The sequence below is a fragment of the Dysgonomonas sp. genome (assembly GCF_035323175.1).
GTDB lineage: Bacteria > Bacteroidota > Bacteroidia > Bacteroidales > Dysgonomonadaceae > Dysgonomonas.
This window is the reverse complement of record NZ_DAOKYH010000001.1, coordinates 262,570-279,672: the sequence shown is the minus strand read 5'-3', so window position 1 is coordinate 279,672 and position 17,103 is coordinate 262,570. Positions and strand designations below refer to the sequence as shown.

The window sequence follows — 17,103 nt, the reverse complement described above, 5'->3', positions numbered from 1 at the left end:
TATAAATATGGCACTTACTGTTGGAGATAAAATACCTGAAATTTTAGGAATCGATCAGGACGGAAAAGAAGTAAAAGCATCCGACTATCAAGGGAGTAAGCTTGTATTATATTTCTATCCGAAAGACAATACCCCGGGCTGTACAGCTGAGGCTTGTAGTTTGCGGGATAACTTTTCGCAACTCAGAAAAGCCGGTTACCAAATACTGGGCGTTAGTGTCGACAACGAAAAATCGCATCAGAAGTTTATAGAAAAGCAACAATTGCCTTTTCCGCTGATTGCCGATACAAACAAAAAGCTTGTGGAGCAATTCGGTGTATGGGGTGAGAAAACACTTGCCGGACGTAAATACATGGGCACATTTCGCACAACATTCCTGATAAACGAATCGGGCATTATAGAGCAAATAATAACTCCGAAGGAAATAAAAACCAAAGAGCACGCTCAACAAATATTAGATCTAAATAAATAAAAGTTTCATATAATTATCAAAGAGAAATAATGGCAGAAGAAAAAGAAAAAAAAGCAGCCCCAAACACAGAGAAGCTGAAAGCTCTGCAAGCTGCAATGGACAAGATAGAGAAGAGCTACGGAAAAGGCTCGATAATGAAAATGGGCGATGATAAAATCGATGAGATAGCTGTTGTTTCTACAGGTTCTATAGCCCTGAACGCTGCACTCGGTGTAGGCGGATATCCTCGCGGCAGGGTGATCGAAATATACGGTCCCGAATCGTCAGGTAAAACAACCCTGGCTATACATGCTATAGCCGAAGCACAAAAAGCAGGAGGTATAGCAGCCTTTGTGGATGCTGAACATGCCTTCGATCGTTTTTATGCCGAAAAACTTGGAGTTGACATCGAAAACCTATATATATCGCAGCCAGACAGCGGTGAGCAAGCTCTCGAAATAGCAGAGCAATTGATTCGTTCTTCGGCTATCGATATCATTGTTATCGACTCGGTTGCCGCACTGACACCTAAAGCAGAACTAGAAGGCGAGATGGGTGATTCAAAAATGGGATTACAGGCTCGTTTGATGTCGCAAGCATTGCGTAAATTAACTGCTGCGATCAACAAAACAAACACCATCTGTATATTTATCAACCAGTTGCGCGACAAGATCGGTGTTATGTTCGGTTCACCCGAAACAACTACCGGAGGTAACGCCCTGAAATACTATGCATCTGTACGCCTTGATATTCGCCGTATCGGACAATTGAAAGACGGAGATGAGGTAAGGGGTAGCCAGACTCGTGTGAAGGTAGCAAAAAATAAAGTTGCGCCTCCTTTCCGCAAAGCTGAATTCGATATCATGTACGGTGAGGGTATCTCTCGCTCGGGAGAAATCATAGATCTTGGTGCAGAACTTGGTATCATCAAGAAAAGCGGTTCGTGGTACAGCTACAATGAAACCAAACTGGCACAAGGACGTGAGTCGGCAAAAGAAGTGATAAAAGACAATCCTGAGTTGGCAGAAGAGATAGCAGGCTTAATTTTCGAAGCATTGAAAGAAAAGCACTAATATAAGCAAAGCAATCTAGGAATAGCGAAGAGGCTGTTTGAAGAGTAAAACTATATTTTGCTCTTCAAACAGTTTTTTTTTATTATCATATCTCTTTCTATTTATCTTATATAGCAGGGTATATTCGGATACTGTTCCCCATTATTCCGGTCTTTAGCGAAAGGCAGAAATAAATAAAAGGTTACATATAGAAAAACAATGAAATAGTGTCACTTTTGTCACCTTTTGCATTCAAAATACAACATATAAAACTATCCACCAATTACTTACACCTGAAATTAAAAAAGTGACATCTGTCACCTTTTTATAGAGAATTTATGTAATATGTTGTAGTATCTTCCTGTATATCGGATGCTGGTGCAGTATATAATCGTTACCAATCAGAAAGAGCTGCTCACGTGCACGGGTAAGAGCAACATTGAGTTTACGATCTACTGTTCCCTCTCGGTTCATACTACAAAAGTTTTTGAGTTGGTAAGGTTTATTGAAACAGAAGGAAAGTATAATCACATCACGCTGGCTACCTTGATAACGCTCTACGGTATCAATCATAATATCAGACAACTCAGCAATACCTGTTTCTTCGAGCTTTTTCCTGATCAGGGCTATCTGATTTCGGTATGGAGTGATAATACCAAGCGTTCTTTGAGGGTCGAAAAGAAGATTATTAGCCTTGTAGATATCCAGTAAAGCGATTGACAAGGAGACAGCAATTTCGGCTTCGGCATCGTTCGTTTTATCGGATACACTTGCATCATCTATCTCTCTGACAGGGATAAAGCAAACCCGCTTGTTTGATATCATGGTCTGATATGGATCATTCGGATCAAAAGAAGGATAATTCAAGTCGGCTTGCTGCCTCTCGGTTGCGATCTTTAATATATTGTCATAGAAGTGAGCATTTACAAGACGTGCAATATCCTGATGCATACGTCCATGATATGTAAGTGTATCATAGGCATGCGTCCATCCTTGTTTTTGGCAAATACGGAACAGCCGTTCGAAAAGAGATTCACGGCAATCGTAAAGCTCAATATCATTTAAGATGCTACTATCGACCTTCGATCGGGATTCATCCTGCAATGTAATAGTAGATAACTGCTTGTGATCACCAATCATAATAAACTTATCAAACAGAGGAAGCAGTCCTATTATCTGAGATTCCAATATTTGTGAAGCCTCATCGATAATTGCCACATCAAAATGTTTCAGGTCAAATAGTTCCGGCTTACCCATTATAGATGCTAATGTTCCTACAAATATCCGAGTTGAGGCGATTGCCTGTAATAGGTCTTTGCGGTTTGTAGCTTTATATGAGATATTCTGCAACAGTCGATGTCGATATGGCTCTCCGCATGATAGTTCCGAACCTATACGGATATATCGATCACACACGGATTCATCTTCTGAAAATGCTTGACAGATAGCAGCACATAACTCATCTACAGCACGATTGGTGTATGCCATAACAAGGATGTTACTATCTTCTTTTGCATGAAGACGCTCGATGAGTTGCCGTGCAAAGATGGACGTCTTGCCTGTACCGGGAGGCCCTACTATAAGGAAGTAATCATCAGCCGAAAAGGCCTTTTTTATAACGCTTTCACCCCTCTCCTCTTGAGTCAGTTCTTTATCGGGACGGTTCTCATGGGAGACATAGTTCGGCTCTTTAAGTCCTAGCAAGAGTTCCTTCTTATCAGCAGGAGCAGAGAGAAAACCAAACAGGCTTTTATACATGGCATTATACCCATGATCGAGTTTATCGTGCTCTACCGCCCAAAGCCTGTAACGAGAAAAGAAAGCTCTGTTTCGCTGCTTGTATCTAAAACGGAGGGTGACCGAATGAGATGATATTTCTACAACTGTGCCTTTTAGTATTTGGTTGGTGAGTACCGTATCGTCCTCATCTTGCTTCGGATATAAGATACAGATTTCTCCTACCCGAAAGTTTACACAATCTTGAGGAGCTAATCGATTGAATCGGATCACCATATCCCGACCACTGTCGTCTATATCGTCTATATCGAGATCAGAGATCAGATCTAAGGCTTCTTTGCGCTCAGAAAAAGTTGTATTCCACAGGGCAGAGACACTCATTGCTGTATCAAAATTCTCATCTCCTGTTTTTTGCAAGTATAGCTCCCTTGCTACAAAGTTAATGTAGCGATAGGCGTATGTTTTTTCTAATGGAGATGATTTAGTAAGAACGTCCTCCAATTCTTTTAGCTTATCTATAAAGAACTGAGGTGCTCTGCCATAATTATCTAGACTGAAGAGCTCTTTGAAAATTTGTTCTACCGTTTGCACATCACCCGAATATAAATCGTGTTCGGTAGCGACAATCAGATTGCGAGTATTGATAATCTCTTTCTCCAAGCGTTGGTATCTGGCAGCAAAGCGGATATTCTCTCCGGCATTGTCAGCACTCGAATATAAGATCGTAGGATAGATATGACGTGCATCCTTGTTGAATACACTTTGTATCATGAGCCGATAGATGGCAGTCTGCGTTTCGTGGTTCGAAGCGATCTTTGTTACATCTTCACGAGGATAAGGTGGCTTGCCCGACTTTAATTCTATGATACGGTCTGCGCCATCCTCCTCATCGGAGAGTTGCAACAGGTCGAGCCGCCCTTGAAAACCGTATTTCTCGCAAAAGAAGGAAGGCTCTAATGTACACAGGGTAGTATCAAAGCCATTTGTGGGCATATCGTTTATTATTACTCGCCGGATATTATTAAACTGGCTTTCTGCCCTCGACATGAAGTTGCGAAAATCCAAATTGTCCTTTATGTCTTGGCATGATGCATATTCGAAGGGCATCTGACGAAAAGACTTCAGAAACACATCTTCAAACTTCAATGTTCGGGGATTCTCAGCATAGATAAGCTCATCGAGAAAGAAGTTTGCCAGATTTCCTAACAGTATATAGTGAGAATTCGCATTCGGCTCAAACTTTCTGCGGAAGTAATGCAAGTGAGAATTACCATACGATTGAAAACACTCTGCCATTGCAGAAGCATCGATCAGATAGTCGGGTTCAAGTACAAATACGGAAGGAATATAACAGCCGTTTCCATCCTTTTTTACATCTAGCAGATTTAGCTGGGCGCCAATCCACAAGCGATCGATAGTAGGATTGAATACCTCATTTGCAGATACATTATATCTTACTGCTAATGTTTCTTGAGGTAAAGTCTCGGGTTGACAAATCAGCAACTGGTTTTCTTTATCTATATCGAGCACCTGCACACGCAGCCTATCCAGCGGTAAGGTTTTCTTATCCTCTTGTTCGGTACCTTCGGGTATTCCATGGCTATAATCACCTTGCAAAAATGCATAAAACAACTCTATGCTTTGTTTAGCATCGTCGTATTGTTTAGGTGTAACCAGATTATTCTCATCTCTTTGCAGAAAAGAACTCCTGATACGGATTGTATGTAACCGCCACTCTATACGCTTAGGCAAATCATACTTCTGAGATATGAAGACCAGCCGAGAAAATAAAGAAGGAAACTGCAAAGATTCACCTTTAGTGATTTCCTTGCAGCTTCTTTCCAGTATCTGTTTGAGGCAGATATATTTATTTCTTAGCGATAGATTGGTTTTATCTATCTGCTGTATCTCAGAGAGATAGTCGGATACAGATATTATCATTCCCGCAATCTTACATCAAGATAACTTTTAAGATATATCTCTATCTTCGTACCATTAATAGGGATACCTGCCCTATTTGTAAGATATCCATCAACAATAACATTTATCCCCCCTTGATTGTAGAATCTGCGCATAACGCTATTCATGAAATCATAAAATTCAGGATCTTTAGCTGTATCGAATACCATTACCTCATAATCCTTCAATACATCTATCTTTGGCGAAAAAAGAAAAGGAGTCATCCCTTCTACATCGATATACAAATCACGAATAACATCTCCATAGCGCAAATCTCCGGTGATAACCAATTCGGTTCCTTGATATTCCATCCCAATAATAGAACCATTTCCAAGACCGGGCAAATCATTGAAAGTATAACTGCCTCCTCCATTACTTGAGAAAAATCCGGTTTTACTAGTATATGATTGGAATTCACAGTTGAGATTTGTCCTTGATATATAATCATCTGTTTCACACGACGAAAATCCGACTAAAATGAGGAGAGTCAATAAGATTACGCAAAGCTTGTTCATATAGTATTTCATAATTAAATAATTTAGTGACAAAGTTAAATAATTTTATCTTATATATATGACTATGAAAATGAGGTTTTGTAACATCGGGAATAATAGTTATAGAAAACTTTTATAAGTGACTGCTTGTTATATATCAAAATAGAATATCTATCTTTGACAACGAAATCTTAGGGGTGCCTTAAAATAACGGGCTGAGATCACACCCATACACCTGATCCGGGTAATGCCGGCGGAGGGATAGAGAAATATGCAATTGCGCACACGCATATCTTTAACATTCGGGAAATTATCTTATCAAACCCCTTTTTTGTTTAACATCAGGACATATTTACGTATGTCTGGCAAAATTTATATCTTAAATGAAAAAGGTCTTTCTTTCTCTTTCCATAATATTGATAAATGGAATAGGGATTTTCGCACAACAAAAAGCAGATAGTTTGAAAGTTGTAAAACTAGATGAAGTTGTTGTGTCTGCAACACGTGTAGGTCAGGATGCTCCGATAGCATACTCTAGTCTGACCGAAAAACAACTAAAAGGAGACAACGCTGCAAAAAACATTCCGGCTATAATGCAAACCCTCCCATCTGTAGTCTCGTATACAGAAGGTGGAACGGCTGTAGGCAACACTTCGTTTCGCATTCGTGGAACTGATGCCAACCGTATTAATATCACCCTGAATGGGATGCCGCTGAATAATCCTGAAAGTCAGGAAGTATACTGGGTCAATTTGCCGGATTTGTCAAACTCATTGCAAAGTATGCAAGTGCAACGCGGAGTGGGAACATCTACCAACGGTGCGGCTTCTTTCGGAGCAAGTATTTCGATGCAAACACTGGGAGGAAAACCCAAACCCTATGCCGACATATCTACAGCCTACGGACAATATAATACACTATTATTGTCGGGAGCAGCAGGTACAGGCATTATGAAAAGCGGATTGTCGTTAGACGCAAGATACTCTTACGTAAAGAGTGACGGGTATATCCGTAATGGAAAGGTAGACCATAAGAATATCTATGCCGCATTGTCTCACTACTCCGACAGGCAACTGATACGGCTGATTTATATGAACGGAATACAGCATACCGGCATTACATGGGAAGGTATCGATCCGAGCATGCTGGCTATAAACAGGCGATACAATCCGGCAGGGGAATATAAAGACGACAATGGCAATACACGCTATTATGATAACGAAACGGATAACTACTATTCGAATATCGGACAGCTGATCTATACCCGTTATCTGACAAATGCACTGACATTGAATGTAAACTTGAGTTATAATCATGGCTATGGGTATTACGAAAATTATAAAACAGGGCGTAAATTTTCAGAATTCGGACTCCAAAATCAGACTGTAGATGGTACTACTTACAAAAAATCAGATCTTATACGTCGCAAACTGATGATGAATCATTTGTATGTAGGAGGGGTAAATCTGAAATGGGAAAAAGACAAGTTTGACTTCACCTTAGGGAGTATGTATAGCTATTATGATGGAACTCATTATGGGCGATTACTCTGGGTAAAGTTCAACCAGAATATACCTGTTGGTTACGAATGGTATAGAAATAATGCCGATAAACAAGACATGAATGTTTTCCTGAAAACAGAATACAAACCAATGACCAATCTGTCGATATTCGCAGAAGTACAAGAACGCTATGTAGACTATCGGATGAAAGGGATCGATGATGATCTTACAAATCTGTCAAGCAAGAACTACTACAGTTTTATTAATCCAAAAGGGGGAATATCTTATCGCTTTGCGGATTATAACGAGATTTACGGATCGTTAGGTATATCCAACAGAGAACCTCTGCGTGCCGACCTTAAAGAATCTCTCAAAGAAGGAGGAATCCCCATCACTTCCGAAAGATTGTACGACTATGAGCTGGGTTACAAATATGCGAATGCGACAATAGCTTTCAGTACCAATCTTTATTATATGAATTATAAAGACCAGTTGGTGCAAACCGGAAAATTGAACGACGTTGGTTATAAATTGCAAGAAAATGTACCCGACAGCTATCGCACAGGGATAGAACTGGCATTGTCTTATACGCCTAACTATTGGCTACAGCTAGCCGGAAACTTGACCCTGAGCCGTAACAAGATAAAGAATCACACTGTTTACTATCCTTACTACGACAATCAAACAGACTGGAATAGCTTGGGGCAGATATCAGAAACATTCAAATCTACCGACATTTCATTTTCACCAAATACAGTCGGCAGCTTTACGGTTACGTTCAAGCCATTCGAAAAAGAAGATATAAGCTTCTCTTTCATCAACAAGTACGTTGGAAGAATGTATTACGACAATACGTCAAACCCTGATAACCGCTTGTCAGATTATTTCGTTACTGACTTTGCTGTTTCGTACACCTTAGATGCCAAAAAAGTAGGGAAATTTGATTTTCAGTTTTTTATCAACAATCTGACAAATGTAAAGTATAATGCAAATGCATGGGTGGATACATATAAGTTTGCAGATGGAACAGAACAAGTTTATAAAGGGTTATTTCCTCAAGCGGGAGCTAACGTGATGGGCAAGATAAGATATCGGTTTTGATATATTTTGATTTACTTTGTGGGATGCAGTAAAACATCCCACAATTTTATATACAACAATGATAGAATATTTTATAGAAAATAATTGGGTCAGCATAGTCGGAGCCATTATCGGCCTTATTTTCCTTTACTTAGAATACAAAGCCAATGTATGGATGTGGGCTGCAAGTATCGTCATGGCAGCTTTTTATATCTATATATTCTATAGTACGCAGCTATATGCCAGTATGGGTATATACATCTATTTTTTGGGGGCATCTATATATGGCTGGCTGATATGGATATTCCGCAACAGGGATACAGAAACAGGAGATGAGATCATCTCTCACGCCACCAAACGCTACACCCTGCCTATAATAATCGGAGTAGCTCTTATAGCCATATTTATTTATGGCATCCTTATTTCGTTTAGTGACAACAACGTATATATCACGATTGGAGACTCTCTCACTACCTCCCTCAACATTGTAGCATTGTGGATGATCTCCCGAAAGTGGGTAGAACAATGGCTATTGGTAATTCCTGCAAATTTAATTTCAAGTATCCTACTCTTTGCTCAACATGATATTATGTCGGGCTGTTTATTTTTTATCTTTTTCGTTGTCTCTATAATGGGATATTACAAGTGGAAAAGATTAGCGTTAGCTTCGTGATACAGTCTTGTTATTGTCATAAAACAGAGATATGTAACACAAAAGATATAAAAAATATTATCTTTGCATCAATGGTGATAACAGTTAGAGCAAACAATTCTACAAGATAATTACATGAAAATCTTCCAGGTTATTACGGTTTCTGAATATGGCGGCGCCCAGACTATAGTTGCAGACCTGGTAAAAAAATTCAGTTCTGAGCACGAACTCTTTCTCCTATATGGAGGTAATGGCGAAGCCTGGAGTAATTTGGGAGATAATTTTACCCGCATTAAGCTAAACAATCATTGTAAAGAGGTTTCAATAAAAGATATAATACTTTTATTGAAATTATTCTATTATCGTATCAAATACAAACCCGATGTTGTGCACCTGCACTCTTCCAAGATGGGAGCGATCGGACGATTAGTATTCGGTCGTAAAACAATTGTATATACCGTACATGGATTTGATTCGATAAGGACTGCTTTTCGGAAATTCTTAGTTATCGAAAAATTGTTGAAGCACAAAGCATTCCGCATCATTGGGGTGAGCCAATACGATGTGGATATGATGAAGGAAGAAAATATCTGTAAAAACGTAGAACGGATATACAATGGCGTTGCAGATCACTATCTGACAAATAAAATTGAACAAGATCCTCTGACTGAAAAGTTAGAGAGTATAAAAAAAGATTATCCCAAAACAATCATGTGTATTTCGCGAATATCGAAACAAAAGAAATTCGATTTATTTCTGGATATAGCACATGAAATGCCTCAATATGCCTTTGTGTGGATTGGCAATAAAGAGGAAATAGAGGGACTGCCGCCCAATGTATTTTGTTTGGGTGAAATGCATTCTGCTTTTACTTATTTAAGGTACGCTGATGTTTTTATATTACCATCCAACTACGAGGGTTTGCCAATGTCGATACTCGAAGCTCTGGCATTCAAAGTTCCGGTAGTTGCATCTGCTGTAGGAGGTATTACAGAAGTATTGGACGGGAAGAATGGTTTTGCGGTAGAGAATAAAGCCTCTATCTTTGAAGAAAAAATACAATATATTTTATCTGACGAAAACATTCAGAAAAGCATGTCTGAGTGTGCAAGACAATCATATCTTGCAAATTTTACGATAGAGAAAATGGTAGACAGTTATGGCGCTGTCTTTAACACAATAGTAGCAAATAAAAAATGAGCCAACCTTTAGTCTCTGTATTAATACCCTGCTATAATGTAGAAAGGTATGTGGAAGAATCGATCAATTCGATTCTAAATCAAACATACCGTAACCTTGAAGTTATAGCCATAAATGACTGTTCTACTGACAGAACAGGAGACTTATTACAGGCTATGGCAGAAAAAGATTCCCGTATAAGTGTTTTCACCAATGAAAAGAATCTGAAATTAATACAAACATTGAACAAAGGTATCTTGCTGTGCAAAGGTGATTATATAGCACGTATGGATGCTGACGATATCTCCTTGCCTACTCGCATCGAAAAGGAAGTCGCATTTTTGGAGAAACATACCGATCATGATATAGTAAGCACACAGTTTTATGCCTTCCGATCAAAAAATCCGAGTAAAAAAGATTTAAACCATAGCCCGATACACGACCGTGAGTTGCGAGGATATATGCTTTTTCGGTCGGGAATATGCCATCCGGCGGTAATGATTCGCAAGAGAGTATTTACCGACCTGGGATTAAAATTTGAGCCGGAGTATTTACATGTCGAAGACTATGCATTGTGGTCTGAAGCTATGTACAAAACAAAGTTGGGAAATCTAAGCGAACCTTTGTTGCTCTATCGTGTGCATAAGCAACAAGTATCCTCTTTGCACGAAGAACTGCAAACAGAGAATAAGAAGAAGGTATTTAAAATTCATTGCAAGCATTTGGGCTTGCCTACCAATGACGACTTTATAAATATCTATACTTCTGTAGCAGAATGTGTTCCTTTACAATCGTCATTCGACTATCTTGACAAGTGTGAAGCATTTATGGTTTCCTTACTCAAACTGAATAAAGACAAAGACTTCTGTGACGAAAATTATCTGGTGAAGCTTCTTTCGCTTACATGGTTACGTCTGTGTGCAAATTCTCGTTTAGGTCTGAAAGTAATAAAGATGATGAAAGCCTCATCTTTATACGATGAAAGAAATTATACATCAAGAGATTTGGCTATTTTTTATACAAAGTGTACTTTTAGACTCAGATATAAAAAGTCCCTTATTTACAAACTAGTATTTAGATAAAGTGTATGCCTAAATTGAAACAGGTATTACCAATGTTGGTTCCTTTATTGGTAACGTTCTATTATATTTATCCACAGGCTTTGGATGTACGAGGCTCATCTTTCATTTCTCTATCGGGTTTGATCGGACTAGCTATCTATGCCTATCATCGTTTCCCATTTCGGGAAGTTGTATATGTGATGGTTGCCACTTTTGCTTTATTTCTGATTTTTTACACTTCGGTATGGTACAATGGAGCCGATGACGGAGGATTTAGCTTCGACTATGTAAAGAGTAGGATTGCCTGGTTCTTTACAGCATATATTATTATGTTACTTATATTTAAGATACATAAAAAACCTACCCTCAACACAGTTCTCTTATACATTATCGGAGCCATCGCATTACAGTCTCTTTGCGCATTTTTGATGTACATAAGCGATCCTGTTAAAGAATTCCTCATATCTTTACAGATGGAAGGTGGAGAGTACACTGAAGAAATCATGGAGGAAGCCGGAGGGCAACGCCTGTTGGGATATGGCATCGGGTTCTTTGGAGCGGGAGCAATCAGTGGTATTGCCCTTATCTTACTTTCCTATCTCTTTATGAGAATGAAACTTACTACCAAAGAGTTTATTATACTGGCTACATTGTACGTATTTATTTTTTATATCGGTCTGTTTATGGCTCGTACAACGATTGTAGGTATGGCGGTGGGGTTTGCTCTTATTGCGGTATTGTATCTGTGGGACAACAGGGCAGTGAAGAAACAAGCGAAGACATTTGTCATAGCAGCGGCATTCCTGATGGTCGCCGGATATACTTTTGCAATGTTTTACTTTTCGAGCTTTACTGACTGGGCTTTCGAATTGTTTACAAACCTCTTTGTACACGGGCGATTAGAAACGAAGTCTTCAAGTGGATTATCTCAGATGTTTTTGATACCGACAAAATTCTCAGAACTGATTATAGGGCAAGGGACAGCAACATTTTTTGGTACCGATGTGGGATATAGCCGACTTCTATTCTTCTCGGGAATAATAGGAACTCTGGGATTTTTCGTATATCAGCTATATATCATAAAACTTAGCTTAACAAAAGACTGGGGTGTTAATATGGTTGCCATATCGATGTTTGTATATACCTTGGCGCTGAATGTAAAAGGACTTATCGACTTAAATCTCATATTATACATCATATTCTTCTATTTCATGTTCTATAAATATTACGTATATATGCCTAAGCTATATACGAAGAGCAAAATAAAAATGAAGCAAAGAAGTATAAACAATAAGATATAAAGAAGCAGTAATAGCAAAAGCAGCAAAATGAAAGAATGTATTATATTAGCCGGAGGGCTGGGTACACGTTTACAATCAGTAGTAAGTGATGTTCCGAAATGCATGGCCGAAGTAGCCGGAAAACCATTTTTGAGTTACTTGTTCGACTATGCAAAAAATCAGCAATTCGATCACCTGATTCTTTCATTGGGTTATAAATCGGAAGTTATACTACAGTGGCTCGACGGCAAGTCATACCCTTTCAAGATATCTTATGTCGTAGAAGATTCTCCCTTAGGAACAGGCGGGGCAATCAAGCTGGCATTCGAAAAAGTAGAAACAGATAAAGCCTTTATCTTCAACGGAGATACATTCTTTGATGTAGATACTACTCTGCTAGCAGAGTTTCATAAAGAAAAGAAAGCGATGATATCCCTAGCATTGAAACCTATGACAGATTTTGACCGTTATGGTTCTGTCGATTTGGATAAAAAGGAACGCATCATTCGCTTTAACGAGAAACAGCATTGCGCAAAGGGATTAATCAATGGAGGAGTGTACGTAATAAACAAAAATCTATTTCAGACATTAAGCCTTCCTGAAAAATTTTCTTTCGAAAAAGATGTGATGGAAAAGCACATCAACAATATTCCATTCTATGGCTGTGTGCAAGATGGTTATTTTATCGACATAGGAATTCCTTCCGACTTTGCGAAGGCGAACCAAGATTTTAAGAACTTGTAAAATTAATATGGACAAACTAAATTTAGACAAATACAAGTATTTATTTCTTGATAGAGATGGCGTTATTAATGTAGAACGCCCCAGCGATTATGTCAAGAATATACCAGAATTTGTATTTATAGACAAAACTTTACAGGCTATCAGAATGTTATCTTCTAGATTCGAACGCATTTTCATTGTCACCAATCAGCGTGGAGTTGGCCGTGGCAGGATGAGCGTATCCGACTTGGAAGAAGTACATAGCTATATGCTATCCCAAATAGAAACTTCGGGCGGACATATAGATCGAATATATTATTGTACCGATCTGACATCTGACTCTATAAATAGAAAGCCCAACGTTGGAATGGCTTTTAAAGCACTTGCTGATTTCCCCGAAATAGAGTTCGAAAAATCAATTATGGTAGGCAATAGCATCTCAGACATTGAATTCGGCAACAAACTGGGAATGTACACAATACTAGTGGGTGATAAATATCCCGAAGGTCATAAAATATACGAGAACATTAACGCACATTACAAAAATCTATATAAGTTTGCAGATAGTCTGCTCAAGATATTTTAAAATATCAAGTCATGATAATAAGAAGTAAAGCCCCATTCCGATTAGGATTAGCAGGTGGAGGAACCGATGTATCTCCATACTCGGATTTGTATGGAGGATGTATATTGAATGCAACTATAAATTTGTATGCATTCGCAAATATTGAACCTCGCACCGACAACAAAATTGTATTCCGTATTCCACAAACAAATGAGGAATATATTTTCGATTCTGCGATCGAACTACCTATCGCCAACGACAAAGCCGACTTGATGAAAGGTATATACAACAGGGTAATCAAAGACTTTATAAAAAAGCCTTTGTCTTTTACACTGACCTGCGCTCTCGAAGTACCTTTTGGCTCGGGACTAGGAACGTCCTCTACACTAGCCATTGCTATATTGGGTGCATATACCGAATGGCTATCTTTGCCTTTGGGCGATTACGACCTGGCATATCTGGCATATCAGATAGAACGAATAGACCTAAAGCAAGCAGGAGGAAAACAAGATCAGTATGCCGCAGCATTCGGAGGGTTTAACTTTATGGAATTCTATGCAGATGACAAAGTGATTGTAAATCCTCTACGCATCCGCAACGAAATAATCAATGAGCTATCTAACAACTTGTTGCTTTGCTACACCAACTCGAGTAGAAATTCGGGAGATATCATCGAAAAGCAACAAAAGAATGTTAAAGATCATCAAGAAAGGTCAATAGAAGCAATGCATCAGATAAAAAAACAGTCTTATGAAATAAAGGAAGCTATTCTGAAAAATAATCTGGACGAAATAGGAGATGTTTTGCATCGGGGATGGACTTACAAACGAGACATGGCGGACGGAATTTCCACTCCGCTTTTCGAAGAACTATACGATACAGCCATATCAGCCGGAGCCACAGGAGGCAAAATATCGGGAGCCGGAGGTGGAGGATATGTGTTTTTCTATTGTCCGGGAAATACACGTTTTTCCGTAGCTAAAGCTTTACAAGGATTGGACGCGCAGATACAACCATACACTTTTACAAAAAAGGGATTAGAAACCTGGTATACTAAATAAAACTAGATGAAAGTAGCAATTCTTATACGTGTATATGACAGGATTGAAGATTTGAAACATAATCTTCGGATCATATCTGATACATGGAAGGAAAATGATTATTATACAATTGTTGTCAGCAATGGCAAGAACAATGGCTATGAAGTCACTCCCGATTCGTTACCGCTCATTGACAAGCTCGTAATACTGGAAGAGAACGCAGGACACAGGCGAGGCAATTCGCAATTACTAATGGAAGGTATTAAATATATTCCATCGGACTGCAAATACACCCTTATCCTCGAAGCTGACACATGGATGTATGGTGATCGTATTATCTCTAAATATACAAGCTTGCTTGACAAATCTGATTTTGCAGTTTGGGCTAGTGCCGACTGGTATGACAAATACTATGCCTTAGCTACAGATTTTGCAATTATCAAGACACAATATATTATCAAAAATTCGGGAATCTTTGATTTTGAACTTTTTCCCGAGTGTCATATATCCAACTTCTTGAGAGATACAAACGCAGGTTATCTGTGGATAAAGGAAAATACACCTGTGCATGTTCCCAGTTATGTGAAATACAAATACCCTTATATACCAAACATCAAAGAAGGACGTTTTTATATCTTTCCCAAATCAAAAACAGTTACGCATCATATTGAGTACCTGAAGGGAGGAATGGAGCAAAAAAAACGTTATTTTAATATCATTGCCAACTATGATTACTTTACAGAAACAAAAAGTAATAACAAAACTTGGAACAGATTCAAAATGAAGTTTTGGATCGGATTAAGTAAGTTATTCGTGAAGAGAAGTTGGTATAGTGGTAAAACCTATAAAGATATAGAACAGCAGAATACTTAATATATGATATTCTCTACATACAGTTTTGTATTTATTTATCTGCCGCTAGTACTCTTGCTATACTTCGGGATGGCACGTTATGTAAGCCGCAGATTCCAGCAAATATTTTTGATCGTAGCATCACTGATATTTTATGGAGCTATATTTTTTCAAGGATTCGAACATCTCTGGTATATAGCTTTGATTATGTCTTCTGTAATAGTCAACTATTCTGTTGCAACCGGCGTGCAGAATATAGCGAGGCCCCCTACACGTAAAATAGTATTTACAATAGGTGTTATATTCAACATTGTGCTTTTAGGCTATTATAAATATTCCAATTTCTTTCTGGAAAACATCAACTATGCCTTCGACACGCAGTTTGTAATAAAACATATCATGCTGCCCATCGGCATCAGCTTTTTCACATTCCAACAAATAGCTTTTCTTATCAGCGTCTTAAAACGTGAAGAAAAAGTACCAAACTTTTGGGATTATACATTGTTTATCGTATTCTTTCCTCAGTTAGTAGCAGGGCCTATAGTGTTTCTTAAAGATGTTCTGCATCAATATCTGGATGAGAAAAATCGCTTTTTCAATGCAAAGAACTTTTCAGCCGGTCTTTTCATCTTTGTTATCGGTCTTTTCAAGAAAGCTGTAATAGCCGATACGCTCGACAATTTTGTATTTTACTCATACCTATCGCCCGAAAAACTTGGTTTTGCAACCTCGTGGCTGACCGCCCTATCTTATTCGTTTCAGATATATTTCGATTTTAGCGGATATTCCGATATGGCAATAGGATTGGCTAAGATGATGAACATCAACCTTCCGGTCAACTTCTATTCTCCATACAAGTCTGTAAGTATAACTGAGTTTTGGAAACGGTGGCACATCACATTAGGTCGATCTCTGGCCGTACTGATATATTATCCGCTGGGGGGGAATCGCAAAGGTCTTGCCCGTACATGCTTCAACCTGTTTGCCGTATTTTTTGTCAGTGGTATTTGGCATGGCGCAGCTTGGACTTTCATCGTATGGGGTATTGCACACGGGGTCGTACGCATATTTGAGAGACTATTCATGAAGCATCTGGAGAAAATACCCAACCTCATACGGATATTCTTCACATTTATGTTTGTAAATGCGGCATGGGTATTATTCCGTTCGCCGACATTCGACATAGCTCTCGCCGTTCTTAAAAATATGTTCGCTCCTGAGAGTTTCAGCTTTAGTGGTATAGCCCACATGGCTTACAACACGAGCATAACATATCCGGACTCTATGGCTGTGATATATGTATTGGCTATCCTGTCTATTTTGACTACATTGGTGTTTTTATATCCTAAGAACAGTATAGATAAGTACAATGAATTCAAACCGACGGTAAAAAATGCGATGGTTATCGCCTTGCTGTTCACGGTGTCGGTAATTCATTTCTCGAGAGTAGGTGCGTTTATTTATTTCAACTTCTAG

Annotated in this window: 14 protein-coding genes and 1 riboswitch; of the genes, 12 read left to right on the top strand and 2 right to left on the bottom strand. The window is 38.7% G+C overall.

Annotated features, from left to right (window positions below):
• Window positions 1-7: 7 nt before the first annotated feature.
• Together bcp and recA are read left to right on the top strand one after the other, a co-directional pair.
• Window positions 8-472, top strand: a complete 465-nt coding sequence (bcp, locus tag PKC55_RS01230; protein ID WP_283685951.1) for a thioredoxin-dependent thiol peroxidase — start codon at window positions 8-10, stop codon at window positions 470-472.
• Between the two features lie 29 nt (window positions 473-501).
• Entirely contained in the window at window positions 502-1,524 is a 1,023-nt protein-coding gene (gene recA / locus PKC55_RS01225; protein WP_135104902.1) for a recombinase RecA, read from the top strand.
• A gap of 315 nt (window positions 1,525-1,839) precedes the next feature.
• Here the strand turns inward: recA and PKC55_RS01220 are convergent, their stop codons facing one another.
• Together PKC55_RS01220 and PKC55_RS01215 are read right to left on the bottom strand one after the other, a co-directional pair.
• Window positions 1,840-5,181, bottom strand: a complete 3,342-nt coding sequence (locus tag PKC55_RS01220; RefSeq protein WP_324371503.1) for an AAA domain-containing protein — start codon at window positions 5,179-5,181, stop codon at window positions 1,840-1,842.
• The gene (locus PKC55_RS01215; RefSeq protein ID WP_135104900.1) at window positions 5,178-5,726 is read right to left on the bottom strand and encodes a hypothetical protein; all 549 of its coding nucleotides are present in this window, start codon (window positions 5,724-5,726) and stop codon (window positions 5,178-5,180) included. The genes PKC55_RS01220 and PKC55_RS01215 overlap by 4 nt, the downstream gene beginning before the upstream one ends.
• 150 nt (window positions 5,727-5,876) lie before the next feature.
• Window positions 5,877-5,972: riboswitch (TPP riboswitch) on the top strand.
• A gap of 104 nt (window positions 5,973-6,076) precedes the next feature.
• Between PKC55_RS01215 and PKC55_RS01210 the strand changes: the two genes are divergently transcribed.
• The 10 genes from PKC55_RS01210 (at window position 6,077) to PKC55_RS01165 (ending at window position 17,103) form a co-directional block, all read left to right on the top strand.
• Window positions 6,077-8,296 carry a TonB-dependent receptor gene (locus PKC55_RS01210; protein ID WP_324371500.1) on the top strand — a complete coding sequence of 740 codons (2,220 nt, stop codon included), beginning with the start codon at window positions 6,077-6,079 and terminating at the stop codon, window positions 8,294-8,296.
• A gap of 58 nt (window positions 8,297-8,354) precedes the next feature.
• Window positions 8,355-8,948, top strand: coding sequence for a nicotinamide riboside transporter PnuC (pnuC, locus tag PKC55_RS01205; protein WP_291124898.1), 594 nt, complete (start codon window positions 8,355-8,357; stop codon window positions 8,946-8,948).
• Between the two features lie 114 nt (window positions 8,949-9,062).
• Entirely contained in the window at window positions 9,063-10,127 is a 1,065-nt protein-coding gene (locus PKC55_RS01200; RefSeq protein ID WP_291124900.1) for a glycosyltransferase, read from the top strand.
• On the top strand, window positions 10,124-11,188 hold the full coding sequence (locus PKC55_RS01195; RefSeq protein WP_324371497.1) for a glycosyltransferase family 2 protein: 1,065 nt from the start codon (window positions 10,124-10,126) through the stop codon (window positions 11,186-11,188). Before PKC55_RS01200 ends, PKC55_RS01195 begins: the two co-directional genes overlap by 4 nt.
• 5 nt (window positions 11,189-11,193) lie before the next feature.
• Window positions 11,194-12,468 (top strand): hypothetical protein, encoded by a 1,275-nt coding sequence (locus PKC55_RS01190; RefSeq protein ID WP_291125647.1) that lies wholly within the window; start codon window positions 11,194-11,196, stop codon window positions 12,466-12,468.
• A gap of 27 nt (window positions 12,469-12,495) precedes the next feature.
• A complete protein-coding gene (locus PKC55_RS01185) occupies window positions 12,496-13,191 on the top strand; it encodes a nucleotidyltransferase family protein (protein ID WP_291125649.1) in 696 nt (231 codons plus the stop codon).
• Window positions 13,192-13,198: 7 nt separating this feature from the next.
• Window positions 13,199-13,756 (top strand): D-glycero-alpha-D-manno-heptose-1,7-bisphosphate 7-phosphatase, encoded by a 558-nt coding sequence (locus PKC55_RS01180; RefSeq protein WP_324371493.1) that lies wholly within the window; start codon window positions 13,199-13,201, stop codon window positions 13,754-13,756.
• A gap of 11 nt (window positions 13,757-13,767) precedes the next feature.
• Window positions 13,768-14,796, top strand: a complete 1,029-nt coding sequence (locus tag PKC55_RS01175; RefSeq protein ID WP_291130686.1) for a GHMP family kinase ATP-binding protein — start codon at window positions 13,768-13,770, stop codon at window positions 14,794-14,796.
• Between the two features lie 6 nt (window positions 14,797-14,802).
• Complete coding sequence (locus PKC55_RS01170) at window positions 14,803-15,648, top strand: hypothetical protein (RefSeq protein ID WP_291130685.1); 846 nt, start codon at window positions 14,803-14,805, stop codon at window positions 15,646-15,648.
• 3 nt (window positions 15,649-15,651) lie between these two features.
• Window positions 15,652-17,103: an MBOAT family O-acyltransferase gene (locus PKC55_RS01165; RefSeq protein WP_324371490.1), complete on the top strand. Its 1,452-nt coding sequence runs from the start codon at window positions 15,652-15,654 to the stop codon at window positions 17,101-17,103.

Excerpts from the sequence above, each read along its gene's own strand:
- recA (WP_135104902.1), top strand. The coding sequence starts at position 502 with ATGGCAGAAGAAAAAGAAAAAAAAGCAGCCCCAAACACAGAGAAGCTG.
- PKC55_RS01220 (WP_324371503.1), bottom strand. The coding sequence starts at position 5,181 with ATGATAATATCTGTATCCGACTATCTCTCTGAGATACAGCAGATAGAT.
- PKC55_RS01170 (WP_291130685.1), top strand. The coding sequence starts at position 14,803 with ATGAAAGTAGCAATTCTTATACGTGTATATGACAGGATTGAAGATTTG.
- bcp (WP_283685951.1), top strand. The coding sequence starts at position 8 with ATGGCACTTACTGTTGGAGATAAAATACCTGAAATTTTAGGAATCGAT.
- PKC55_RS01190 (WP_291125647.1), top strand. The coding sequence starts at position 11,194 with ATGCCTAAATTGAAACAGGTATTACCAATGTTGGTTCCTTTATTGGTA.
- PKC55_RS01165 (WP_324371490.1), top strand. The coding sequence starts at position 15,652 with ATGATATTCTCTACATACAGTTTTGTATTTATTTATCTGCCGCTAGTA.
- PKC55_RS01210 (WP_324371500.1), top strand. The coding sequence starts at position 6,077 with ATGAAAAAGGTCTTTCTTTCTCTTTCCATAATATTGATAAATGGAATA.
- PKC55_RS01185 (WP_291125649.1), top strand. The coding sequence starts at position 12,496 with ATGAAAGAATGTATTATATTAGCCGGAGGGCTGGGTACACGTTTACAA.
- PKC55_RS01175 (WP_291130686.1), top strand. The coding sequence starts at position 13,768 with ATGATAATAAGAAGTAAAGCCCCATTCCGATTAGGATTAGCAGGTGGA.
- pnuC (WP_291124898.1), top strand. The coding sequence starts at position 8,355 with ATGATAGAATATTTTATAGAAAATAATTGGGTCAGCATAGTCGGAGCC.
- PKC55_RS01215 (WP_135104900.1), bottom strand. The coding sequence starts at position 5,726 with ATGAAATACTATATGAACAAGCTTTGCGTAATCTTATTGACTCTCCTC.
- PKC55_RS01195 (WP_324371497.1), top strand. The coding sequence starts at position 10,124 with ATGAGCCAACCTTTAGTCTCTGTATTAATACCCTGCTATAATGTAGAA.
- PKC55_RS01200 (WP_291124900.1), top strand. The coding sequence starts at position 9,063 with ATGAAAATCTTCCAGGTTATTACGGTTTCTGAATATGGCGGCGCCCAG.
- PKC55_RS01180 (WP_324371493.1), top strand. The coding sequence starts at position 13,199 with ATGGACAAACTAAATTTAGACAAATACAAGTATTTATTTCTTGATAGA.